Here is a 23,974-nt window from a genome sequence, read left to right as displayed (position 1 = left end):
ACCGCACGAAAACAATCAAACGCGCTGTTTATGGGCGCTGTAGTTTTTTATCATTAAAAGAGAGAATCCTACTTATCGAGAAATATGGTGCAGCATAAGCCTTAATCGCCAAACGTTAGAAAGAACCAATTGTCCTTGGCGGCTTTGCCGCCTAGGACAAGGCTCAGCTTTGAGATTTTCGGTGGTTTTCCGAAAAGCTCAAAGTGATGCCCACAGCGAGCTCACCCCGAATTTCGCAGCGCAAGCTGCGGCCACCATACTTTCACCCAGCAACCCAAACTAAAAAGCAGCCCACGTTTCTCCATCAAGAAGAAACGTGGGCTGTTTGGCGCGGTGACAGTTCTAGTCGTCGTATTCAGAAATTGAGTAGGGCAGTTCAGCGTCAGTCAGTTGATGCAAGCTGGGCGCCAAACCTAAGGTGGTAGTCAGCTCCCCACCAGCCATCAGTTGGTCATAATCAAGATAAGTGGCGGTGACCGCTTGACCATTCAGACTTCTCGCTTGGACGAATTGATTTTGTGCTTCGTTGTTCACTGTGCGCAGTACCAAAGTTTTGTCAGCCGGCAAGTGCAGGGTCACTTGGTCGAACAGTGGAATCCCAAAGACAAATTGCGTGGAGCCGGGAGTGACCGGATAAATGCCTAGCGCTGACAAGACGAACCAGCCAGCCATTGAACCATTGTCCTCGTCGCCAGGGAAGCCCTGATAGCCGCTGTTGAAGGCTTGGGTAAGCAATTGTTTGACCAGCAATTGGGTCATCTCGGGGTGATCAACATAGGTGAACAAATAAGGAATGTGGAAACTTGGCTGGTTGGACAAAGCCAATTGACCAAATTTCAGCGCGGCCAATTCGGTCATTTCATGGATCTCAAAACCATAGCTACCAGTTTCGAAGGTTGCTGGCGTATTGACCAGCTCAACGAGTTTCTCGTAAAAGGCTTGTTTGCCACCAAATTCGTTGACTAAACCGGCGATGTCCTGGTAAACCGCGAAGCCGTTTTGCCAAACACTGCCTTCAGTGAAACCGTGGCCCCATTGTAATGGACGGAAATCAGGCGTGAAATTACCTTGGTCGTCTTTAGGCCGGAGGAAGCCAGTGGCGGGATCGAACAGGTGGCGATAGTTGCGGGCCCGCTCCCGATATTGTTTCGCCAGCATTAAATGACCGGCTTTTTCGGCAACAACAGCAATGCAATAATCGCTATAAGCGTAGTCCAACGTGTGGTTGACGCTTTCGCCATGGGTACTAGGGACATAGCCGTACTTCAAGTAGTCCAGCGTGCCGCGGCGGCCATATTTGTCGTCAGCGCTTTGGACGGTGGCGGCGTGGACCATGGCCTTCAAGAAGTCTTCCAATTGGTCGGGGCTGAGTAGGTCCTTACTGGCCGCGTCGGCGATCACGGCGTCAATCAGCGTGCCTGGCATCATCCCCCGCTCATCAGGCGACAACCATTTCGGTAAAAAGCCGGTTTCATGGTAACTGGTCAAGAAACCAGCCAACATGTCAGCCAAAATTTCTGGCGCGATCAGGCTGTAGAAAGGATAAACCGTTTTGTAAGTGTCCCAGAAGCCGTTATTGGTGTAGAGAATTCCCGGTTTGACGGCGCGGGCCAAGGTGTCGTAATGATAAGGCCGCTCCTGTTCGTCTAGCTCATAGAATTTCTGTGGGAAAAGGAAGAGACGATATAGGGTGGTGTAGAAGGTTTTAACTTGAGCCGGATGGCGGTGGTCTTCAACGACAATCCGATCGAAGTAATCTTGCCAAGCTGCGGCGGCGGCAGCTGCTTGTTCGGCGAAAGTCGCGCTTTGTTGCCGGCGCAGATTTAGTTGCGCTTGGTCCAGGGACAAGAAGGAAGTAGCCAAAGCCAGTTCATTGTCGGTTTCATTCAAATAAAAAACGAGTTGCAGGTCCGTGCCAGCAAATTCGGTTTGCTCTGCAGCGGCGATCTGCTCTTGTTGGTCGGTGGCGGTGCGGTAGCGCAACGGTTCCGCCGCGAAGGAACCACTCAGTTGGATGCTGAAATACATCGTGAAGTCAGGATCTTCACAGTCAGAGAAATTAATCAGCTGCCCTTGAAGCCGACCCTGCTTCTGATCGATCCGCACTTGAGCGCGACCTGGTAAGGTCAGTTGGTAACCAGCCTGGCGATTTTTCGGAAAATGGCTTTTGATCGTGGCGCCGTATGTGTTGGGCACCAAAGTTGAATCAATGCTGTAGTGGAGGTCATGGAGCTGCAATTTAGCCGGCGAGAAGAGGGCGTCTTGGGGTTCGAAGGAGCCAGCGTAGTCGTCGATGTGATCCGGGCCAACAGGCTTGGTTAGCGGTAGTAACAGCAAGCGGGAGAAATCACTGACCCAGGGACTGGGCTGATGAGTCAGCCGGAAGCCTTCAAAGCGGTGGTCGCGCGGATTGAAGAACCAACTGCCGCGACTTTGATCATTTTGGACGGTGTAATAATTCATGGCAAAAGGTACCCCGGTCAATGGTAAAGTGTTGCCGTTGGAGAAACGATAAGTGTTATCGGTGCCTTGACGTGTGTCGATCGATGAAATCTGCATAATAAGCTCCTTTTTGGTCAGTTATTCTTAGTTGCTGTTTGTCTAAGCGTGGCTACTTTAGTTGCGGTTAAGTTTCTTGATGCTTTGCCGGGCAATCAGGTTGACAGGCACGGTCGCTTGTTTGATGGCCGGATCGAAGGGATTGGCGATCCGTTGCTGCAATAATTGCGCGGCTTGGCGGCCGATTGTTTGAAAGTCTTGGCGAATCGTACTTAACTGCGGTCGACTGGTGGCGGTGCGGGTAATGTTATCGAAGCCGATCACGGATAAATCGTCGGGGATTTTGAAACCTTGCGCCTGGAGAAAATCCAGAATATCCAAAGCCAAGAGATCATGTTCAGTGACAATGCCGGTGATTTGTTCATCGCGCAGAAAATCAGACAACGCCGCGAAATTATTTTCGGTTAAGCGCGTCGCTTGTTCCGGCGCGATCGCAAATGTTAAATCTTGCTCCATCAGGGCTTGCAAGTAACCAAAATAGCGTTGCGCCACCGATGAATTCAGGGAATGGGCAAAGTGCGCCGTCGCTAGGAAAATAATGCGCTCGTGACCATTCTCGATCAGGGTTTGGGTGGCCAGATAGCCGCCCTGGGTATTGTCCGCCACCACGGAAGGAATCGGCAGTCCCGCCGCGGTTTGATCAATCAGGACTAGTGGGATATGGGCCAACGCGAATTTCTGCAATTGGACCAACTCGGCGGCCAAATCTTGCGGGTAGTAAATGATGCCATCATATTTATCCGCGAAGGCCTGGGGATGATCGAAATCGAAACTTTGATTTTCGATCACCGTCAGCTCCTCCTGCTTAGGCGTTAAGACTTCTTTGATCCCAGTAATATAATCACCCAAGCCAGATTCTGGTGCGAAGGGAATCACCAGCAAGATCTGGCCAGTTTTTGCCCGCAAACGCAAACCGCGGCGGACGAACGTGCCACTGCCTTGGCGCCGTTGCACCAGACCAATGTCGGCCAACTCCTGGAGTGCCCGCTTCGATGTGATCCGGCTGACTTGGTATTGCTGGGCCAGTTCGTTTTCTGAGGGCAATTGTTGGTTGGCTGGATAGTATCCCGACCAAATCTTGGCCCGCAAGTCCGTGAAAATCGTCTGATATTTATTCTGATTAGTGGCCATAGATCCTCACCTCGACTATTTGTAGTTGTTATGAACAATCATATATCATTTCTCTGCAAAAATAAATCTTTTTTTCGGAATTTTTACTGTTTTTGTGGTCTATTCATGATATACTTGGCTTGCAAAATAATATATCAAGTGGTGATAAAATGACAAAATCTTATGTAACGCCAGCTGTTCGCGCTTTCGTGGCTCATGTTAACGAACTTTGCGGACCGAAACTTCAGAATCTAGCGCAGATTTTTGACATTACCTTTACGAATACCTTGGAAACGACTCTTGAAGCTGACGAACACGACAATATTTTCGTGTTGACGGGGGATATTCCCGCCATGTGGCAACGAGATTCCACTGCACAGTTGCGACCTTATCTGATCATGGCGCAGACGGATCCGGCGGTGGCTGACGTCATTTTGAAAGTGGTCAAGCGCCAATTCTTCAATATGGACTTGGATCCTTACGCCAACGCTTTCAACTTGACGGGCAATGGTCACGGTCATCAAAGCGACGCCACGGAAATGGGCCCGTGGATCTGGGAACGCAAATACGAACTGGACTCCCTGTGCTACCCAGTACAGCTGGCGTATCTTCTTTACAAGAATACCGGCTTGACCGATCAATTTGACAGCACCTTCGTTTCCGCCGTTAAAAAGCTTCTTCACGTCATCAAAGTGGAACAACATCATGACGAGCAGTCAACTTATCGATTTGAACGGACTGAAGATCGTCCTGAAGACACCTTGACTCGTGATGGATTAGGCGCACCCGTTGGTTACACGGGCATGAGCTGGTCCGGTTTTCGACCAAGCGATGACGCTTGCGTTTATGGCTACTTGGTTCCAGCCAACATGTTCGCTGTGGTGATTCTGAACTACTTGAAGGAAATCTTCACCGAAATCGTGATTGATCCGGAAATTGCTAGCCAAGCCAACCAGTTGGCGGTGGAGATCCAAGCTGGTATCGAGCGTTATGGTACGACCACCAATGCCGCTGGCGAAACCGTTTACGCCTATGAAGTCGATGGCTTGGGCAACGCGGTGATTATGGATGACGGCAATATTCCTAACTTAATGAGCGCGCCTTACTTGGGTTACTTGGCCGACGATGATCCAACTTACTTGGCCACCCGCAAAACACTGCTGAGCCCTGAGAATCCTTATTATTACGCCGGTAAATTTGGCGCTGGTTTGGGCAGTCCCCATACGCCACCGCATTATATTTGGCCGATTGCCTTGTCGATCCAAGGATTGACGCAATCAGATCACGCTGAAAAGTTGCGGCTCTTGCAATTGTTGGCGAGCACTACTGCGGGAACCAACATGATGCACGAAGGTTTCGATGTGGAAGATCCCCACAATTTCACTCGGGAGTGGTTCTCGTGGGCGAACATGATGTTCTGTGAATTGTTACTGGATTACCTGGGCCTGTCCGTGAAAAAATAACCAGGTCTATCCTTGAAGTTGCGCTTGATGGCAGAAGTGATGGGTGTTGCGCGTGAGCGCAACCGGCTGGGACTGCTGATGCGGACTGGAACGTGGTGGGCGCTGTTTTGAGCCAATCCGCAAAAATCGCGGCTTGTCTCAAAATCAGGCCTTGTCCTAAGCGGCAAAGCCGCCAAGGACAATTTCACCACTGAGCCGCGCAGTCCCAGCCGGTTGCTGAACAGAATTGAGCCTATCTGCAATCGAAGTGAAGGATTTGACGAAGAGGTTTTGCAAGTAAGAGGTCAAAACAGTCGTCCGCTTTTTAGGTGGTACGGCAATGCCAACGGATTTGATGAATAGGGTGGTATATCTTGGGTTGTGCCAACAACTTTGTTGCGCATACTTAATCAAGTTTTGATTTGGAACCGATCGATTCAGTTGATTCACTGAAAATTCGATTTGTTCATCAGGCAGACTGCGCTGGTGTCGCCAATTTAAAGCTTGTGACCACTAGACACGGTCGTCAATTGCGTGGATCCTCATCAATTGGCCATAGCCTGCCAATTGGCGTGAGTTCTCAAGCGACTGTTATAACGTTGAGCGGCTGGAGCGGAGAAATTCGGGGTGAGATCGCCGTGAAATTGTCCTTGGCGGCTCTGCCGCTTAGGACAAGGCCTGATTTTGAGACAAGCCGCGCACTTTGCGGATTGGCTCAAAACAGCGCCCACAGCGAGCTCACCCCGAATTTCGCAGCGCAAGCTGCGGCCAACCTACTTTTAATAGCATTCGAAGCATTCCCAACCAAAGCTGCCGCGCCGCAGCGTTGCTGCGGATAATTTCAACATAAAGAATAATTGAGGAGAGATACGCATGACAAAGAAGAAAGTTTTCGTAATTTCCCATAGTCATTGGGACCGCGAATGGTACATGCCTTTTGAAAAACACCATTTACGTTTGGTGAAATTGCTTGATGAAGTCCTTGACTTGATCGATCAAGACCCTAAATTCAATAGTTTCCAATTGGATGGTCAAGCCATTATTATTGATGATTACTTAGCAATCCGCCCGGAAAACGAAGGTCGGATCCGCCAAGCCATCGCCGCGGGCAAATTGCGCGTTGGGCCTTTCTATGTCCTCCAAGATGATTTCTTGATCAGCCCTGAGGCCCACGTTAAGGACTTCCAAATTGGCCGCGCCACTGCGGAAAAATATGGCCCAATGATGGGTATTGGCTATTTCCCTGATACTTTTGGTAATATGGGTCAGACCCCACAAATGTTGCGCTTGGCCGGGCTCGACGCGGTTGCCTTCGGGCGCGGCGTTAAGCCGACGGGGTTGAACAATCAAGTTTCGGAAGCGGCGTTTGAATCGTCATTTTCAGAGATGAAGTGGTCAGGGCCGGACCAAAGTGAGGTTCTAGGAATCTTGTTTGCCAACTGGTATAGCAACGGCAATGAAATTCCGACTGATCCCGCGGCCGCGAAGGTCTATTGGACGCAGAAATTGGCGGATGTGGAGAAATATGCTTCCACCGATAACCTGTTGATGATGAATGGGGTCGACCATCAGCCTGTTCAAAAAGATGTCACCAAGGCTTTGGCGGTGGCACAAGAACTGTTCCCGGACTATGAATTCATTCATTCCAACTTTGACGATTATCTGGCGGCGGTCAAGGCTGATTTGCCGGAAAACCTCAGTGAGGTCAAAGGTGAGTTGACGTCCCAAGAGACTGATGGCTGGTACACGTTGACCAATACGGCGTCATCGCGCATCTATTTGAAACAGAAGAACACGGAAGTTCAACACGAATTGATCACCGAAGCGACCCAGTTGGCGGCAGCCTTTTTGCCAGCGGCGCAATATCCTAAAGATCAATTGACCTATGCGTGGAAATTACTGTTACAAAATGATATTCACGATAGCATCACTGGCTGTTCCGTCGATGAAGTCCATCGCGAAATGATGACTCGCTTCGAGAAGGTTGAGGCCATCGCCCAATCGATTCGTGATGAGGCGCAAGCGGCGTTGACCGCGCAAATTGACACCAGTGTTTTCCCAGAAGGAACGCGCCCATTTGTGCTGATCAATCCTAGCGATATGCCGAAGACCGGCACGGTCAAAGTGGAAGTCGAGTTGGATCGGGCGCTCTTTGCGGACGGCAGACCAGACGCGCAATTTGCGAAAATGCAGCTGATCGAGCAACAGAAGCGCCATTATCAAATCATTGACGCCAATGGTCAACCACAAAGCGGGCGCATCACTGACTTCACCACGCGTTTTGGCGCTGATTTGCCGGAGGATCGTTTCCGCGTGCCGTACATGGCGGTTTATGCGGAAGTTGAGGTCCATGTGGATGAACTTCCTGCCTTCTCCTGGCAAACTTTAGCGCTCCAAGAAGTGAAAACGCCACGGTATTACGCGGATCGTGATCAAGGGCACATCATCACCAACAATCATATTTTGGAAAACAAATGGATAAAAGCAAAGGTTTCACCAGTTGATGGCAGTTTGATCATTGTGGATAAGCCCAATCAACGAACCTATACGCGCCAGGCGATTTTCGAGGATGTTGGCGATATGGGTAACGAATACATCTTCAAAGAAACCGCGGATCAACGACGAATCTACTCGACGGATCAAGCGCCGGTGCTCCACGTTTTGGAAAACAACAGCCAACGGGGCGTCCTGGAAATGACGACCACCATGGAAATCCCGGTGGGGGCCGACGCCCAGTTAGATTACGAACAGCGCGCGGTCATTGACATCACCCACCGGCAGGCGCGGCGGAGCCAAGCAACTTTGAAGCTAGTGCTGCGGACGGAAATTACGTTAGATCGCGATTCCCGGCAACTCAGCTTCAAAGTGAGCTACAATAATCAGGCGAAAAACCACCGGCTGCGCGTTTTGTTCCCAACTCAGATCAACAGTGGCGAGAATGAAGCGGAATCGATTTTCGAAGTGGTCAAACGGCCGAATGTGCCAAGTCGCGAGTGGGAAAACGAGACCAACCCGCAACGGCAACAAGCCTTCGTTAATGTCCATGATAATTTAGAAGGCGTGACCGTGGCCAACTATGGCTTGAATGAGTATGAAGTGCTGCCCGAAGACGGCACGATTGACTTGACCCTGTTGCGTTGTACCGGTGAATTGGGCGATTGGGGCTATTTCCTGACTCCCGAGGCCCAGTGCTTAGGCGCCCAAACCGCTGAGTTCGCCTTGCTTTTCCATGGCGAGACAGAAGCGGATAGAATGACCACTTACCGCTTGGCCCGGGCCAGTCAGATTCCAGTCTTGAGCCAATGGCTGGAACGTCATCCAGGCAGTCGCGGTACGACCGGCCAATGGTTGAGCCTACAAGCTGAGGACAATGCTTTTGCCATTACCGGAGTTGAACAAGATGCCCATGGTAAAATAATCGCCCGCGGGTATAATATGAGTCAGACCGACAAAAAGGTGACGCTCAAACACGGCACTGACACCGGCGAAGTGGTTGACTTCCTAGACCGCCCAATGCCCCTGACCGCCGACGCCAAACTACGCGGCGCCGAAATCCGCAGCTACAGATTTGATAAGTAGAGAGTGCGGAGCGACCTGGTCAGCTTCTGAGCATTAACCTAGCTAGGATTTTGGAGGCAGGTCTTTGCCTCCGGAAGCCTAGCGTAGTTAAGCGGAAGAAGCTAGGTCGCGCAGCACGTTTAAATAGAGTGCGGAGCGCAACGGGTTGACTTCGAGCATTAGCCTAGCTCTTGTTTTGGAAGCAGAACTTAGCTTCCGGAACAAGCGCGTAGCTAAGCACAGAAGTCAGTTGCGCGCAGCACGTTTAAGTAGAGAGTTCGGAGCGACCTGGTCAGCTTCTGAGCATTAACCTAGCTAGGATTTTGGAGACAGGTCTTGGCCTCCGAAAGCCTAGCGTAGTTAAGCGGAAGAAGCTGGGTCGCGCAGCACGTTTCCAATCAGCAAGTACGTTAAGTGAAAGAAGGATTACCATGACACAATTATTAGGCGGCATCGAGGCTGGCGGGACCAAGTTTGTTTGCGCGGTCGGCGATGAAACCGGCACGGTTATCGCCCGGGATAAGTTCCCCACGACTACACCTGAGGAAACACTTCAACAAGTTTATCGTTTTTTTGATCAGTATGACGTGGCCGCGATCGGCGTGGGTTCGTTTGGCCCGATCGACATTGATCCCCAATCAGCCACATATGGCCACATTACCGATACACCGAAATTAGCGTGGAAAAACTATGATTTCTTAGGCGCGTTGCAACAGCATTATCCTCAGGTAAAATTCGTTTGGACCACTGACGTGAACGTGGCGGCCTATGGCGAATACTTGAAGGGTGCTGGCGTCGGCAAACAAAACATTTGCTACATCACTGTCGGCACCGGCATTGGCGTGGGCTACATTTCTCACGGTCAGCTTTACGGTGGCCGCAGCCATCCCGAAGGCGGCCACATCATGATGCACCGCGCGGCTGGCGACGATTTCGCTGGCGTCTGTCCTTATCATGGTGACTGTTTAGAGGGGATCGCCGCAGGTCCGGCGATCGAACAACGCAATGGCAAAAAAGGTCATGAAATCGCGCCGGACGATCCTTTCTGGCAAATCGAGGCCTATTACCTGGCGCAAGCCTGCATGACCTACACCTTGACCTTCTCGCCGGACATTATCGTCTTCGGTGGCGGCGTCAGCAAACAAGCCCAGCTCTTCCCGATGATTCGCGCGGAATTTGCTAAGCTGATGAACAATTATGTACGCGTTCCCGATTTAGACCAGTATATCCAGCACGTGAAACTCGGCGATGACGCCGGGATCGTGGGCAGTTTGTTGGTCGCAGAAGACGCGATGAAGTAAAGATATTTTGAAGGTTAACGAATAGTGGCGTTGTGGAAGAAGATATCCTAAACTGGATGTCTTCTTTTTGTAGTGGGGTTAAGTGTATCTAAAATGCATAAAATCAGTCTGGTAGCTCCAGCCATTTCGGTAGTGAGTTAATATAAAAATCGTATTATTCTAATTGGACATTATATAATCACTAAGATTTGTTCAATGATGATACATTAGAAAATAACCGAGAAAATATTTAGGAAGATGCAAAATATCATGAGACAGTAACGAGCGCTTGATTACGGTTGCTGATTGAAATGGGACATACTGCCATTGTATTGCTAAATGTGCATAAAACAACTTGACATTTCTGTAAGTAACCAATAAAATTGTGGTTATTGACTGATTCCAGTATTTATATTTTTAGTATAAATAAGGTGTCTAGACGTTCTTACTTATTGGGTGGGATTTAATGGTCGAAACATATGGAAACAAGCTACGTTACGAAGTGGGGGAGCACAATGTGGCGGCGTTTTTTGCAGGATCTCAAGATAGAGGCTGATCATAACACTGAAAAGCAGCCTAAAATTCGGTTTATTTCGCAACGTTTTTTGACCAAACGACGCTTGGTTCTTTTTGCGTGCCCAATTATTTTCGCCGCTTTTTTTGGCGGTCAAACGAGTACGCAAGTGGCTGCGGTCCCTTTCCCCACGGATACGACCAATAATTATCTGCTCGGTGTGGGCTCATACTTTAGCGCGTTTGCCGCAGATAATTTGGTCATCAGTCCAAGTTCGATCACTCAATTTGAAGGGCGCTATGCCGGCAAAAATATTTCCGTGAGTAGTGATATTTATAATTGGGATGAGCAGTATCGCTGGTTTGAACTAAAGCGTTTCGCGCCGGCCTTGGTAACTAACAGTGTGAACGATAATTTGTTTCATTTACTAAATACGGAAAAGATCATTAAGCCGGGTTCTGATCCGCAGAGGCCAACCTATATTAAGGCGGTGATCAATAACTTAACGATTCCCACCGGTCAATTGGTTACCAATGATTCGTTGATTTGGAAGCGCCTGATCGAAGTGCCAACCAATCAGGAATCAACGGACATGAAAGATCGGACCTATCAAAAAGTTGGTCAGGTTGACTATTTTAAGGATAATGCTAATGCAATGGCGACGGCATATCAACAGCAGACGGGGGAAACGATTTCCTTGGATCCGACGGATGCCGACGCTAGTAATTACTTCACCGCGGCAGCTTCGCAAATCAATGAGATTTCCAAGTATTATCAATCGTTTACTGCCAACCAAGCAGTCGTCTCGAATTTTACGCCAGCTAAAACGGAGCAAGCAGTCGCGGATGCAACGACTCAAGAAGTTGGCGCAACCTTAAGTGGTGGTGATACCGCCGACCCGATCTTAACCATTAATTTGCCGGCTGACTATCAAACTTCCTATTCCAAGAAACCACCGTTGATTTTTGTTAATCTTTCTGGAAAGCCTAAGAATATAACCATCAACATGAATGGTTTGGCCACAGATATGAATCTGAATGCTGAAGAAGAAGGACAGGAACAAGCGATTTATCCTGCTTTCAAATATGCGCCCTATATCATCTTTAACTGGAATGGCATAACGGATACGATGTCATTTACTTGGGGTGATAAGTTTACCTTTAACGTCACTGATCAGAATGGCGCCATGGTCAAGGCTGATGAAGCTACCAAAGCAGCCTTGAACGAGGCAGGACTCTCGGAGACCCTGGCGACTGGTGTTACGAATAATCAGGTACTTTCTAGTCGAATTCTTCATAATTTCCCTACGGCGACTACTAGCGACGGTAACTTTTTGTTGATTCAGAACAGCGACGCTGACGGTAACTTCTCCGGTAGCGTTTTGGCACCGAACGCTAGTTTCAAAATTGGTAATGCGCAGACCTATTTCTATGGCAACGTCATTTCGGGTAAGAATGTGACGATTGAGAATAACATGAAGCCAGTACGTGTGATTTCAGGGAATTTCAACGTCAGTGAGCTGCCCACAGATACCGTGGAAGAGATTGACCCGAACTTACGCTTGACTAAGGTCACGGTATCACAGGGGGAGAAGAATATTTCATCGGTTAGTTTCGATGGTAAAAAGGCTGGAGCCGAATATAACGCAGATTACCTGACCGGCCCCTTGAACTTGAGCCTATCTTTGCACCCCAATCAGATCGATTATCAAATTTTTTATCGGTTTCTGGCGGGGTCAACGCCAGGATGGCATCGGCTGGAATTACCGAAGCACGATTATCAGGAAGAAATAAACGAGCTGACCGACTTCAAAGTGGCTGACTTAGCTGGTTATCAAGCAGGAATCCAGCCAACGACAACGACCAATGGTTTGTCAGCAAGGGAAGCAACCTCCTTTGACCCGCTAACGTTGAAAGATGGGAGCGGTCAGGTTCTGGAAACCAAAACACTGGGCGTGCAATTGGCTAGGAACAATCAGTTACAACTCGTCGTCGTACCCAAGCATGAGCTAAACGGTTCTAACGCAGAGATTACGGCGATCAACTTAGATGATTTCTTGCAGCGAACCGGTGAGAAGTACCCACCATTTCTTTTGACATTAAGTGAAGCGGGAAATTTGCAGGTGACGTTACCTAACTATTTCCCTTGGGTTCAAGAGACGACCGGCTCCTTGAGTGCTCAATTGCCAGTCACGATTCGCAATGATTGGAATTTACCCGTGACCCTTGACTTGGAACGTAATGAGGACGAAACATTACTCAATGCGCTAAAGTCAGATGAGTCAGGCCCTATTCGATTTTTGATCAGGACATTCAGGTGCAGTTGGGGTCTGATTCGAATCCGTTAACCAATCAGGCTTTCCCGGTTTTACCCACGACCCCACCACAACCCTTCTCAGGGAATGTTGCTGTCAACTTAACAATTCCGGCAACGATAGCGCAGAAGTTGATGCGACAAACATATCGAGTGCCACTACGTTGGACCTTGTCTTATGAAACACAGCAGAAAACAGCAGACTCTTCGTAATTCATTATTATTTTGGAACAAATCAAGTCATTAAATCAATCACTATTATTGGAGGAATTATCATGAAAAAAATGAATCAGACAAAATTGGTAGCACTAGCATTAGCCGTCTTATTGACTGGCAGCGGGGTCGCAATTGGCACAACAAGAGCGGCAGATGAAGGTACCACGAATGAAAGTACGCTAACCGGCAATTCTGTCGGTGAATTTGAGGTTACTGGTGGCGCGCTGAACTTGGCCAGTGTCCCTGACATGCGCTTCGCTTCGGTCACAGTCAGTGACTTACTCACTAATGAAACAACCACAGCAGCTTATCAAAATGCGGAAGTTACTAAGGATGGCGCTAAGAAATCGGATGCGCTAACTGTTGAAGACTATCGGGGGACAGGAGATTCAGATTGGAAAGTTACCGCAAAATTAGGAGCCTTCACTAACGCCGGCGCAGATTCAATTGAAGGTAGCATTAAATATCAAGGTAATAATGCTGCATCAGGTAGCAGTATCAGTGCCACAGAGACCGATGTTTGGTCAGGGGCGAACGCTACCACCAACGGGAGCGGTCACGTGACGGCTACCACGACTGCTGACGAGACTTCGTTAACGCTATCAAAATCAAAAGGCACGGTTCTGACCGGAAGTTATGATGCTGATATTACATGGACGCTTAGCAATACGGCGGCCACCTCAGCTGAATAATCAGATTGTTGAGCTTAACTTGTGAGAGAATAGGAATTTTATGGGGAAACTAAGGAAATATTTATTCGTCTGTTTAGCCATCTTGGCCATATGGTTGATGTATCCTGATCGACCAGTCTTGGCGGCTGATGGTGCAGGTTTTACGATGCAGGTTGTTGACCATCCCAAGCAGTATCGTCCAGATGTGACTTATTTTGACTTGTTGGTCAAGCCAAGCGAACGGGGACAGCTCTCTGTTCGCTTGCGGAACCAAACGGCAAAGCAGATCAAGGTAGAACTGGCTGTTCACAGTGGTTACACCAATGAAGCCGGTTATGAGATGTATGATCTGGCAAAGCTAGGAAAGCGTAGTACGGCTCCGTTCCAACTGAGTCAAATTTTCGGCGGGTCGCAAGTGGTTGAACTTGCTGGCAATGCTGATAAGGTAGTTTCTTTCGTCTATCAGATGCCAGACCAAGCCTTTACTGGGATTCTTGAGGGTGCGGTTTACGCCAAGAGCTTGGCTAAATCGGAGCGGCAAGAAACTAATCAGCGCGGTTTCTATCTCCATCAGAAATATGCTTTGGCGTTGGGGCTGGTGTTGCGTGAAGATGTTAAGACGAAAGTGCGTCCAGAGCTAAAAATGGGGAAAATCGGCACCGCGGTTGACAGCACGGCTAGTTTTAGCCCGGCGGTGACTGCTAATTTAGCCAATGTGCAGCCGCAAATCTTGACGGCGCTGACAATCAAGGGCCAAGTGCTTGATCAACAAGGTCAGAAACTTTATCAAACGAAGAAGACCGGTCTGGGCATGGCACCCTCATCGAATTTCAATTTTCATATCGCCACCGACAATCAACGTTTGCGAGCGGGAAAATATCGACTGCGAATCGTGGCGACCAGTCATGACCAGAAGTGGACCTTCGAGCAGCCGTTTACGATTACGCGAGCACAAGCGGCAAAAGGCAACGAATCCTTGGATGCAAATCGAAAGAGCAAATGGGGCCTGCGAATTGGGCTCAGCTTGCTGGTGCTACTCATCCTTTATCTGATTTACCGATGGGGTAGAAGACAAGGTAGAAAGCAGCAACAACGGACCACTAAGGATTAGTTAGCACCACTGCTGAAGTGTCTCAAACAGGTCTCACTTCAGTCAGCCGCTCTGATTAAGTCAATGATGGCAATCAAATAACGCCGTACCCCAGCTAGCTGAGCTAGTATTGGGTACGGCGTTATTCGTATACATAGCTATTAATCTGATAAGGTCTTAGCCGGCAATTGTTGAAAAGGTTGTTGGGACATTTTTTGATATTTATAGCGGCAGGTCCTGCGGAAACTTGTAAATGAATCGCAATTGATCAGCTTTAAAACATTCGCGTCGCTTTGACCGCGCGTTGCCAACCAGCGTAAAGGCGTTGCCGGTCCTGAGCTTTCATGACCGGTTCGAAGGTTTGCCCAATTTGGAAGATCTGTTGCAATTCGTCGGTGTCCCGCCAGAAACCGACGGCTAGTCCCGCGAGAAAAGCAGCGCCCATCGCGGTTGTTTCTAGGTTCTTGGCTCGTTCGATCGGGATGTTCAACAAATCCGCCTGGAATTGCATCAGATAGTTGTTGTTGGCGGCGCCGCCATCAACGCGCAAAGCGGGGATCGGCAGACCGGTATCGGCGTTCATCGTGTCAACCACATCCCGGGTTTGGTAGGCCAAGGATTGCAAAGTTGCTTTAATGAAGTCATTCCGGGTGGTACCGCGGGTCAGGCCGAAGACGGCGCCCCGCGCGTCGCTGTCCCAATAAGGAGCGCCTAAACCGGTGAAGGCAGGGACCACATAGACTTCATTTTGACTTTTTGAAGCGAAGGCGGCGGCTTCTGAGGCGGGGGCGGAGTCTAACAGCTGCATGCTGTCGCGCAACCACTGCAAGGCTGAGCCGGCTACGAAAACCGAGCCTTCCAAAGCATAATGAACTTGACCATTGATCGCATAACCGATGGTGGTCAATAAATTGTTTTGCGAAATGGTCGCTTGCGTGCCGGTATTCATCACAATGAAGGAGCCGGTGCCATAGGTGTTTTTGACCATGCCTTTTTCCAAGGCTAGTTGGCCGAAGAGAGCGGCTTGCTGATCGCCCGCGAGACCGGCGATTGGCACAGAACTGCCATAGAAATGCCGTGCTAGGGTTTGTCCATAAATCTGCGAATTAGGGACGACTTCCGGCAACATTTCTCGCGGAATTCGCAATAGATCTAGGATTTCTTGGTCCCAGTCCAAGGTGTGAATGTTGAAAAGCATGGTGCGACTAGCGTTGGTATAGTCGGTGACGTGGACTTTGCCGCCGGTCAACTTCCAAACGAGCCAGGAATCGATCGTCCCAAATAGCAAGTCCCCGCGCTCCGCTTTCTCTTGGGCGCCGGGAATCCGATCCAGCAGCCAACGAATCTTGGTTGCCGAGAAATAAGCGTCGATGATCAAGCCGGTACGCTGATGGATGAAGTCGTCCAAACCTTGCTTTTTCAATTCGGCCGCTAATTCGCTGGTCTGCCGTGACTGCCAAACGATCGCGTGATAAATTGGTTTGCCGGTATTTTTGTCCCAGATCACCGTGGTTTCCCGTTGGTTAGTGATCCCAATGCCCTTGATTTGTTGCGATTGGATCCCGGATTCGATAAAGGCCGTGGCAATCGTTGATAAGACTGCGTTCCAGATTTCGTTAGCATCGTGTTCGACCCAGCCAGGTTGGGGGAAGAATTGAGTGAATTCTTTCTGGGCGTCGGCGACTTTATTGCCCGCGTGGTCGAAGATGATCGCCCGGGTGCTGGTCGTTCCCTCATCAATGGCCATGATATATGATTGACTCATGATTGTTATTCTCCTAGGTTAAGCGCCGCGCAGGGTCACTTATGGATTTATTCCGAGGCGGTGATGTAATCGGTTGCACCACCCCGCTTTCTATTCTACCTTATTTTGCCTGATTCAAACACCAACGTTAAAAAATGTTATGCTAAAGCTAGTAAGTTGTAAGGAGAATAAAAATGACTGAGTTATATTTTGTCCGCCATGGGCAAACCGAAAACAATTTGAATAATCTCATGAACGGCGGCAGTGTTGACAGCCCTTTGACCGACAAAGGAATTCGCGGCGCTCAAGCTGTTGGTGCCTTTCTGGAAGCGACGACGTTTGACCACGTCTTTGTTTCCCCACAACGCCGGGCGCAAACCACGGCCAAATTGATCATGCGTGGCAATGATCATCCCGATGTGCCCACCACGATCCTCGAAGGGTTGCGCGAGTTTGACATGGGCGCTTGGGATGGACTCCCATTTACCGAACTCCCGCAAAATCAATTGTTTGATGATTACATGAACCATCCAGAACGCTATGATGCCAGTCAAACCGGTGGTGAAAGTTACCCGCAACTGATCATGCGCGGGCAACAAGCAATCAAGCAAGTCGTGAGCAGTGTTCCCCTGGGAAAAGTGCTGGTGGTCAGCCATGGCGTATTATTACGCACAACCTTGAACACACTTCGGGGCTATCCATTGGCGCAGGTCCGCACAGGGGAACCACTGGTGAATTGTAGTGTGACCAGGTTCTCGGCGCAACTTGATCAACTAGGTGAACCGGTTTATCAGTGTTTGAGTTGGAATCGGCATGATTTTCTGGACTGATTGGGGTAGGGATGATTTCTGTTCTTGAACTTGCGCTGATTGCAGGTGTAGTGGGTTTGGTGGGGACGCAACCGCCTCAGGACGTTTGTCGTGGCTGGAACGCGGTGGGCATCGTTTGAAGCCAATCCGCAAGCCCAGCGGCTTGTCTTCAAATCGAGCCTTATTCTAAGCGATAAATCGCTAAGAATAATCTCACCGCTGAGCCACACGTCCTGAGGCGGTTGCTAGGCAGCATTGAGCCTATCTGCAATCGAAGTTGGGTATCTGACGAAGTGATTTTGCGAGCTAGCGGTCAAAACAATCGCCCACTTTTGGGGTGGTACGGCAATATCAACGGATTCGGGCTAGAAGGTCGGGACACTTTGTGTAAACCGAATATCTTTACCCGTTTTCTTACCAATCCATGGGTAGAAACCAGCCGATTCAGTTGATTCACCGAAAACTAGGTCTGTTCATCAGATCAACTGCGCTGGCGTCACCAATTTAAAGCTTGTGACCACTAACCACGGCCGTCAATTGCGTGGTTCCTCATCAATTGACCATAGCTTGCCAGTCGGCGTGAGTGCTCAAGCGGCTGTTAAAACGTTGAGCGGCTGGAGCGGAGAAATTCGGGGTGAGATCGCCGTGAAATTGTCCTTGGCGGCTCTGCCGCTTAGGACAAGGCCTGATTTTGAGACAAGCCGCGCACTTTGCGGATTGGCTCAAAACAGCGCCCACAGCGAGCTCACCCCGAATTTCGCAGCGCAAGCCGCGGACAAACTACTTTCACTCCGCAAAAAAGGAGCAATCCCGCTCAAACCCGCGAGATCGTCCATTCTGCTCTTGCAATTATGTTAAAGTTCTGTCATATTTAAGCTTAGTAGGTCTATCTTAACTCATTCGACAAATAACGATGGATAGGACGTAAGCAATGGCTGATTTAGTTTATCGCCAGCTTTTGGGCAGTCTTAAAGATAAGATTCTGGCTGGTGAATTTCCCAATATGAAGTTACCTGATGAGCGCTCGCTGAGTGAACAGTATGAGGTGAGTCGCAGTACGGTCAAGCGGGCGTTAAGCATTTTGGCCGATCAGGGCGTGGTGTTTAAGAAACGTGGTTCGGGTACGTTTATCAATCCGCTATACTTGAAGAATGATTCGGTCTTCCATTATAACAATGGCTCTAACTTAGGAATTACCGACAGTTTCCAGATGAACGGGCGTAAACCTGGGATCAAGTTATTGAAATTCGAAGTGGTTCGACCAGATCCGGAATTGAAGCGGGATCTGTTCCTGAAGAATGATGACTTCGTTTATGAGATCAAGCGGTTGCGGTTGTTTGATGATGAGCCGTTCATGATTGAAACAGGTTACATTCCCATCAAGATCGTGCCGGAACTTTCGGAAAAAATCGTTTCCAGTTCGATTTTCAATTATTTGCAACGGGAACGCAATCAAGCGGTCACTAAGTCTTACTTAACGATCTCGGCGGAGCCTTCAACGGATGAGGATCAAACGCAATTAGGCTTGACCCCAACAGAACCAGTGGGAATCATGGCGGGGGTGTTCTTCCTCGATGATGGGACCCCGTTTGAGTATTCGCGGATGCGACTGCATTATCGCTATATGAAATACAATACTTTTGTCACGTTAGATGATTGATCATGAGGCAAGAAATTCGGTTTTTATTGACGAATTTCTTGCTTTTTTTGTGACTTTTCGCGAAGATGACAGTTTTTTGACGAGATAAATGCTAAGCTAAAGGCAAAGAAACCGCTTCCTTGAATTGGAACGTATCAATTTTCAAAATGGTTGACTTTTTGGCCAGATTTGTTATGATAGTGATGTTGAATGATGTTAAGTAAATTGTCATTAGGAGGCAAATTATGGATTCAGTTAAAAACAACGTTGATTATTCTTCAGCTGAATATCTGAATAAAGTTGATGAGTTTTGGCGGGCGGCTAACTATATCTCAGTTGGTCAATTGTACTTGAAAGACAATCCGTTATTGAAGCGGCCGATCGTCGCTTCTGACGTTAAGGTTCACCCAATTGGTCACTGGGGCACGATCGCCGGCCAGAACTTTATCTATGCCCATTTGAACCGGGCAATCAATAAGTATGGCTTGAACATGTTCTACATCGAAGGCCCAGGTCATGGTGGCCAGGTCATGGTTTCTAACTCTTATCTTGATGGGTCTTATTCTGAGATCTATCCAGAAATCAGTGAAGACGAACAAGGGATGGCGAAACTATTCAAGCAGTTCTCCTTCCCAGGTGGGGTGGCCTCTCATGCTGCTCCTGAAACACCAGGCTCGATCCATGAAGGTGGCGAGTTAGGCTACTCACTTTCGCACGGTGTTGGCGCGATTTTTGACAACCCTGAAGTGATCGCAGCAGTTGTTGTTGGTGATGGCGAGGCTGAAACTGGCCCATTAGCGACTTCATGGCAATCAACTAGCTTTATCAACCCAATCACTGATGGCGCGGTTCTGCCGATCTTAAACTTGAACGGTTTCAAGATCTCTAACCCAACGATCTTAGCGCGTAAAACTGACGAAGAACTGACCAAGTACTTCGAAGGTATGGGCTGGGAACCAATCTTTGTTGAAGGTGACGATCCTAAGAAGATGCACCCAGCAATGGCGCAAGCTGTTGACGCGGCTGTTGAGAAGATCGAAGCGATCCAACAACATGCACGGGAAAACAACGACCCAACACGTCCAGTTTGGCCAATGATCGTTTTACGGGCACCTAAGGGCTGGACTGGTCCAAAAGAATGGGATGGCAAGCCGATCGAAAACTCGTTCCGGGCTCACCAAATTCCAATTCCTGTCGACCAATTAGATATGGAACATGTTGATCATTTGGTTGCGTGGTTGAAGTCATACAAGCCAGAAGAACTCTTCGACGACAATGGTGTTTTGAAGCCTGAGATCAAGGCGATGGCACCTAAGGGGATTAGCCGGATGGCGGCTAACCCAATCACCAATGGTGGTTTAGCGCCACGGCCAATGAAATTGCCTAACTGGCGGGATTATGTTTTAGATAACTCCGAACGTGGCAAAACGATCGCTCAAGATATGACTGTCTTTGGCAAATGGGCGCGGGATGCGATCAAGTTGAACCCAGATAACTTCCGGATCTTTGGCCCTGATGAAACCATGTCCAACCGTTTGGCTCCGATTTTTGAAGCTAGCAGTCGTCAATGGGAAGAAAGCATCAAGGAACCTAATGATGAATTCTTAGCACCAGCAGGTCGGATCATTGATTCTCAATTATCAGAACACCAAGCTGAAGGCTGGCTGGAAGGCTATGTCTTAACTGGTCGTCACGGTTTCTTCTCAAGCTACGAGGCTTTCTTGCGGGTCGTTGATTCAATGTTGACGCAACACTTCAAGTGGTTACGTAAAGCTGACGAACAAGCTTGGCGCAAGAAGTACCCATCATTGAATATCGTTGATACCTCAACTTCTTTCCAACAAGATCACAACGGCTACACTCACCAAGATCCAGGTATCTTAGGCCATTTGGCAGACAAGAAGCCGAAGTTCATTCGCGAATACCTGCCAGCTGACGCTAACTCCTTATTAGCGGTTGCCAACAAGGCTTTTGCTAGCGAAGAGAAGATCAACGTGATCGTTGCTTCGAAGCACCCACGGCCACAATGGTATTCAGCTGATGAAGCCCAAGTCCTCGTTGAGAAAGGCTTGAAGATCATCGACTGGGCCAGCACTGACCATGACAGCGAACCAGATATTGTCTTCGCTGCTGCTGGGACAGAACCAAACTGGGAAAGCTTGGCTGCGATCTCAATCTTGCACAAACAATATCCTGAGATGAAGATCCGCTTCATCAACGTGGTCGACTTATTGAAGTTACAATCACCTAAGATCAACCCACGTGGTTTGACTGATGAAGAATTCGACACTTATTTCACGACTGATAAGCCAGTCATCTTCGCTTTCCACGGCTTTGAAGGCTTGATCCGTGACATCTTCTTCGATCGTCACAACCGTAATATCAACATCCACGGCTACCGGGAAAATGGCGATATCACCACACCATTCGACATGCGGGTCTTGAACGAATTAGATCGTTATCACCTTTCTAAGGACGCGGCGCTGGCTGTTTACGGCACTGCTGCTGCCCAATTCGCTCAAAAGATGGATGACAAAGTTTCTTACCACAACAGCTATATCCGCGAACATGGGACTGATATCCCTGAAGTTGAGGAATGGCAGTGGGAACCACTGGACTAAAATACCAGGTTTTAGTTTCAGGCGCACCACCAAAATAGTTTGATTGCTTTAAACCAACTAGATTCACTCACTGTTTTTGTTACTCCTAATGTGTAAATATCAAAGACGTCGCTTTCAGCCCACCACTGAAAACGACGTCTTTTCTTTGCGCTCAAAACGGCCAGGTCACGGGGCATCATTTGACTTACCTTTAAATTCGATCGCCCAAGTAATATAATTAGTAAATGTGAATATCTCATTAAGTTGGATCATGGGCTGATTTGTTGCGCTAGGGTTGCCCTAGCGGCAGGTCTGGATGATCGGCAGCAGATCAGCAGACCAGCAGCCTTCTTTCGCAGTGGATCGGGGCCGATCAGAACCACCTTGATGATTGTCTGACTCGGTACAAAAGAATGGAATTTTTAAGGAGGGTCGCAATGGTTGAAATGAGTAAAAAACGGAAAGTAGCCTACTTTCTAGCAATTTTACTGTCAATTCTTTATCTACTTTGGCGGGTCTTCTTCACGATTCCGTGGCACGCCAAGCCAGCGGTGTTGATTTTCGCCTTGTTATTGGTGATTTGTGAGATCATTTCAAATTCGACGGCGTATATCTTGATTTACTTTCGGTTGACGGAAAAGAAATTGCCCCCCGCGCCAGAGTCTTACTTACCGGCGGCGACATTGCCGGCGGTGGATCTGGTGATCGTGACCCACAACGAGGAACCTGAACTCTTACGCAAAACAATCAACGCGGCGACGTTTATTGAATACCCAGGACAATTGAATATTTTCGTGGCCGATGATGGCGATCGGCCAGCAGTAGCTGAATTGGCTGCGGCCTATCAGGTTGGTTACATTGGCATGCAGGACAATCATCAAGCCAAGTCGGGAAACATCAATCATGCTTTGCTGCAGCTCCACGCACCGCTCTTTGCGATCTTCGATGCGGATATGATTCCTTATTCGACATTTCTGCAGGCGACCGTGCCGCTTTTTCAACAGAATTTTCAAGATTTGGCCGCTGATCCTGATCATACGCTCCCCTTGGGTTTCGTCCAGACGGCGCAAAGTTTCTATAATGCGGACATTTTCCAATTCAACCTGTTCTCTGAGAAAATCGTGCCCAATGAGCAAGATTTCTTTTCCCGGGATGTCAACGTGCTGAACGGTTCGAATAATCATGCGCTCTTTACTGGGTCAAACACGGTTTTCCTGCGGCAGGCGATCGACGATGCTGGCGGGTTTCCCACGGATACGTTGACGGAGGACTTTGAGCTCGGCGCGAAGATCAATATTGCCGGTTATAGTAGTCGTTCGACGAATAAACCTCAGGCCAGTGGGACCACGCCGATCAATTTACGTGGGGTCATGAAGCAACGAACGCGCTGGGCTCGTGGGGTCGTGCATAGCTGCCGTAATTTGCATATTTTTCTCAATCCGAAGATTGGTTTTGAGATGCGGTTGATTTTGATGAACTGTTATTTCTATTGGTGGTCATTCTTTCGCCGGATGGTTTATTTGTTTGCGCCGTTGCTCTTCTCCTTGTTTGGGATCATGGTGGTCAAAGCGAATTTCTGGACCTTGATGTTGACGTGGATGCCTGGTTATTTCTTGTTGCATTATGTGCTTAGCGATACCTCGGATAAGATTCGCGATGAACGTTGGGGTGAGATCCAAGAAACGTTTTTTGCGCCCTATTTATTTATTCCAGTCATGCTGGAATCGCTGGGGTTTCATGAGCGTAAGTTCAAGGTCACGAAGAAGACCAGCCGAACTTCACGGCGGGATTATCTGTTTAGTTGGCCCTACTATTTGTTGTGGCTGGTCCACCTTTTCGCCATTATCAAGTTCAATTATGGCAAGTATGGCTCGGAAATCCTGGTCGGTAGTGTGATCACTTTCTGGTTGATCTCGAATTTCATCAATCTGAGCTTCTGCTTATTTATCTCGATGGGGCGGCAAGTCTATCGGAAAAGTGAACGCTTCAAGCGGCGGGCCTCGGGACAGTTACATCTAGGCCCGGCGTTGAAAGTGATATTGACCCACGATATTTCTGAAGGGGGTCTGTCTTTTGCGGCGGTCAGCGACGCGGATGAACCGCACTTGCACGCTGGCGATGCGGTGTGCTTGACCTTGTATCATGGTCGGACGCCGTTAGACCTTCGGGGAACGGTGACGCGGGTGCAACCAACCGATCAAGCGCCGATTTATAGTATCAAAACAGCGAAAATGGATCGAACGACCCAGAATCATTATTTACAGCTTGTCTATGATGGTGAGAATGAATTGCTGCCAGCCGAGCAGGACACCTGGATCACGGTTTTCGATGAACTTTATTTGAATGTGGTCATGCGGGGGCGCAAGTTGCAACAACGCTTGCGGCGACGGCCAAGTTCTAAACGGTCGCATTAGTCGCATTAGTCGCGC

Annotated in this window: 17 protein-coding genes; 13 read left to right on the top strand and 4 right to left on the bottom strand. The window is 48.8% G+C overall.

The features are described 5' to 3' along the window. Positions 1-342: 342 nt before the first annotated feature. On the bottom strand, positions 343-2,559 hold the full coding sequence (locus ACYVSB_RS09595) for a GH92 family glycosyl hydrolase (RefSeq protein ID WP_461219233.1): 2,217 nt from the start codon (positions 2,557-2,559) through the stop codon (positions 343-345). A gap of 57 nt (positions 2,560-2,616) precedes the next feature. Continuing rightward, positions 2,617-3,690: a GntR family transcriptional regulator gene (locus tag ACYVSB_RS09590; protein ID WP_461219232.1), complete on the bottom strand. Its 1,074-nt coding sequence runs from the start codon at positions 3,688-3,690 to the stop codon at positions 2,617-2,619. Positions 3,691-3,839: 149 nt separating this feature from the next. Between ACYVSB_RS09590 and ACYVSB_RS09585 the strand changes: the two genes are divergently transcribed. Continuing rightward, complete coding sequence (locus tag ACYVSB_RS09585) at positions 3,840-5,132, top strand: glycoside hydrolase family 125 protein (RefSeq protein ID WP_461219231.1); 1,293 nt, start codon at positions 3,840-3,842, stop codon at positions 5,130-5,132. Here the strand turns inward: ACYVSB_RS09585 and ACYVSB_RS09580 are convergent. Further along, positions 5,105-5,374, bottom strand: a complete 270-nt coding sequence (locus tag ACYVSB_RS09580) for a hypothetical protein (protein ID WP_461219230.1) — start codon at positions 5,372-5,374, stop codon at positions 5,105-5,107. The two genes, ACYVSB_RS09585 and ACYVSB_RS09580, sit on opposite strands and share 28 nt — an antisense overlap. A 159-nt stretch (positions 5,375-5,533) precedes the next feature. Between ACYVSB_RS09580 and ACYVSB_RS09575 the strand changes: the two genes are divergently transcribed. The 6 genes from ACYVSB_RS09575 (at position 5,534) to ACYVSB_RS09550 (ending at position 14,774) form a co-directional block, all read left to right on the top strand. After that, positions 5,534-5,950, top strand: a complete 417-nt coding sequence (locus ACYVSB_RS09575) for a hypothetical protein (RefSeq protein ID WP_461219229.1) — start codon at positions 5,534-5,536, stop codon at positions 5,948-5,950. Between the two features lie 34 nt (positions 5,951-5,984). Further along, positions 5,985-8,690 carry an alpha-mannosidase gene (locus ACYVSB_RS09570; RefSeq protein ID WP_461219228.1) on the top strand — a complete coding sequence of 902 codons (2,706 nt, stop codon included), beginning with the start codon at positions 5,985-5,987 and terminating at the stop codon, positions 8,688-8,690. 410 nt (positions 8,691-9,100) lie between these two features. Continuing rightward, positions 9,101-9,970 carry an ROK family protein gene (locus ACYVSB_RS09565; RefSeq protein ID WP_461219227.1) on the top strand — a complete coding sequence of 290 codons (870 nt, stop codon included), beginning with the start codon at positions 9,101-9,103 and terminating at the stop codon, positions 9,968-9,970. A 494-nt stretch (positions 9,971-10,464) separates the two neighbouring features. Continuing rightward, entirely contained in the window at positions 10,465-12,810 is a 2,346-nt protein-coding gene (locus ACYVSB_RS09560) for a hypothetical protein (protein WP_461219226.1), read from the top strand. Between the two features lie 241 nt (positions 12,811-13,051). Next, on the top strand, positions 13,052-13,684 hold the full coding sequence (locus ACYVSB_RS09555) for a WxL domain-containing protein (protein WP_461219225.1): 633 nt from the start codon (positions 13,052-13,054) through the stop codon (positions 13,682-13,684). Between the two features lie 40 nt (positions 13,685-13,724). Beyond that, a complete protein-coding gene (locus ACYVSB_RS09550; protein ID WP_461219224.1) occupies positions 13,725-14,774 on the top strand; it encodes a DUF916 and DUF3324 domain-containing protein in 1,050 nt (349 codons plus the stop codon). Between the two features lie 253 nt (positions 14,775-15,027). Here ACYVSB_RS09550 and glpK read toward each other — a convergent pair whose 3' ends face one another. Then, positions 15,028-16,518: a glycerol kinase GlpK gene (glpK, locus tag ACYVSB_RS09545; RefSeq protein WP_461219223.1), complete on the bottom strand. Its 1,491-nt coding sequence runs from the start codon at positions 16,516-16,518 to the stop codon at positions 15,028-15,030. Between the two features lie 173 nt (positions 16,519-16,691). Between glpK and ACYVSB_RS09540 the strand changes: the two genes are divergently transcribed. From ACYVSB_RS09540 to ACYVSB_RS09515, 6 genes are all read left to right on the top strand, one after another. Beyond that, a complete protein-coding gene (locus tag ACYVSB_RS09540) occupies positions 16,692-17,327 on the top strand; it encodes a histidine phosphatase family protein (RefSeq protein WP_461219222.1) in 636 nt (211 codons plus the stop codon). A 90-nt stretch (positions 17,328-17,417) separates the two neighbouring features. Then, entirely contained in the window at positions 17,418-17,543 is a 126-nt protein-coding gene (locus ACYVSB_RS09535) for a hypothetical protein (protein WP_263853211.1), read from the top strand. A 276-nt stretch (positions 17,544-17,819) separates the two neighbouring features. Next, complete coding sequence (locus ACYVSB_RS09530) at positions 17,820-18,164, top strand: hypothetical protein (protein ID WP_461219221.1); 345 nt, start codon at positions 17,820-17,822, stop codon at positions 18,162-18,164. Positions 18,165-18,237: 73 nt separating this feature from the next. Further along, complete coding sequence (locus ACYVSB_RS09525) at positions 18,238-18,966, top strand: GntR family transcriptional regulator (protein WP_461219220.1); 729 nt, start codon at positions 18,238-18,240, stop codon at positions 18,964-18,966. A gap of 224 nt (positions 18,967-19,190) precedes the next feature. Further along, positions 19,191-21,566, top strand: a complete 2,376-nt coding sequence (locus tag ACYVSB_RS09520; RefSeq protein WP_461219219.1) for a phosphoketolase family protein — start codon at positions 19,191-19,193, stop codon at positions 21,564-21,566. Positions 21,567-21,982: 416 nt separating this feature from the next. Further along, positions 21,983-23,959: a glycosyltransferase family 2 protein gene (locus ACYVSB_RS09515; RefSeq protein ID WP_461219218.1), complete on the top strand. Its 1,977-nt coding sequence runs from the start codon at positions 21,983-21,985 to the stop codon at positions 23,957-23,959. Positions 23,960-23,974: the final 15 nt, after the last annotated feature.

This window comes from Lapidilactobacillus salsurivasis, from assembly GCF_054785215.1.
This window is presented reverse-complemented; position numbering and strand designations above follow the sequence as displayed.

Bases quoted from the DNA above. Each gene is read 5' to 3' on its own strand.
- ACYVSB_RS09595 (WP_461219233.1), bottom strand. From the start codon at position 2,559: ATGCAGATTTCATCGATCGACACACGTCAAGGCACCGATAACACTTAT.
- ACYVSB_RS09590 (WP_461219232.1), bottom strand. From the start codon at position 3,690: ATGGCCACTAATCAGAATAAATATCAGACGATTTTCACGGACTTGCGG.
- ACYVSB_RS09585 (WP_461219231.1), top strand. From the start codon at position 3,840: ATGACAAAATCTTATGTAACGCCAGCTGTTCGCGCTTTCGTGGCTCAT.
- ACYVSB_RS09570 (WP_461219228.1), top strand. From the start codon at position 5,985: ATGACAAAGAAGAAAGTTTTCGTAATTTCCCATAGTCATTGGGACCGC.
- ACYVSB_RS09565 (WP_461219227.1), top strand. From the start codon at position 9,101: ATGACACAATTATTAGGCGGCATCGAGGCTGGCGGGACCAAGTTTGTT.
- ACYVSB_RS09560 (WP_461219226.1), top strand. From the start codon at position 10,465: ATGTGGCGGCGTTTTTTGCAGGATCTCAAGATAGAGGCTGATCATAAC.
- ACYVSB_RS09555 (WP_461219225.1), top strand. From the start codon at position 13,052: ATGAAAAAAATGAATCAGACAAAATTGGTAGCACTAGCATTAGCCGTC.
- ACYVSB_RS09550 (WP_461219224.1), top strand. From the start codon at position 13,725: ATGGGGAAACTAAGGAAATATTTATTCGTCTGTTTAGCCATCTTGGCC.
- glpK (WP_461219223.1), bottom strand. From the start codon at position 16,518: ATGAGTCAATCATATATCATGGCCATTGATGAGGGAACGACCAGCACC.
- ACYVSB_RS09540 (WP_461219222.1), top strand. From the start codon at position 16,692: ATGACTGAGTTATATTTTGTCCGCCATGGGCAAACCGAAAACAATTTG.
- ACYVSB_RS09525 (WP_461219220.1), top strand. From the start codon at position 18,238: ATGGCTGATTTAGTTTATCGCCAGCTTTTGGGCAGTCTTAAAGATAAG.
- ACYVSB_RS09520 (WP_461219219.1), top strand. From the start codon at position 19,191: ATGGATTCAGTTAAAAACAACGTTGATTATTCTTCAGCTGAATATCTG.
- ACYVSB_RS09515 (WP_461219218.1), top strand. From the start codon at position 21,983: ATGGTTGAAATGAGTAAAAAACGGAAAGTAGCCTACTTTCTAGCAATT.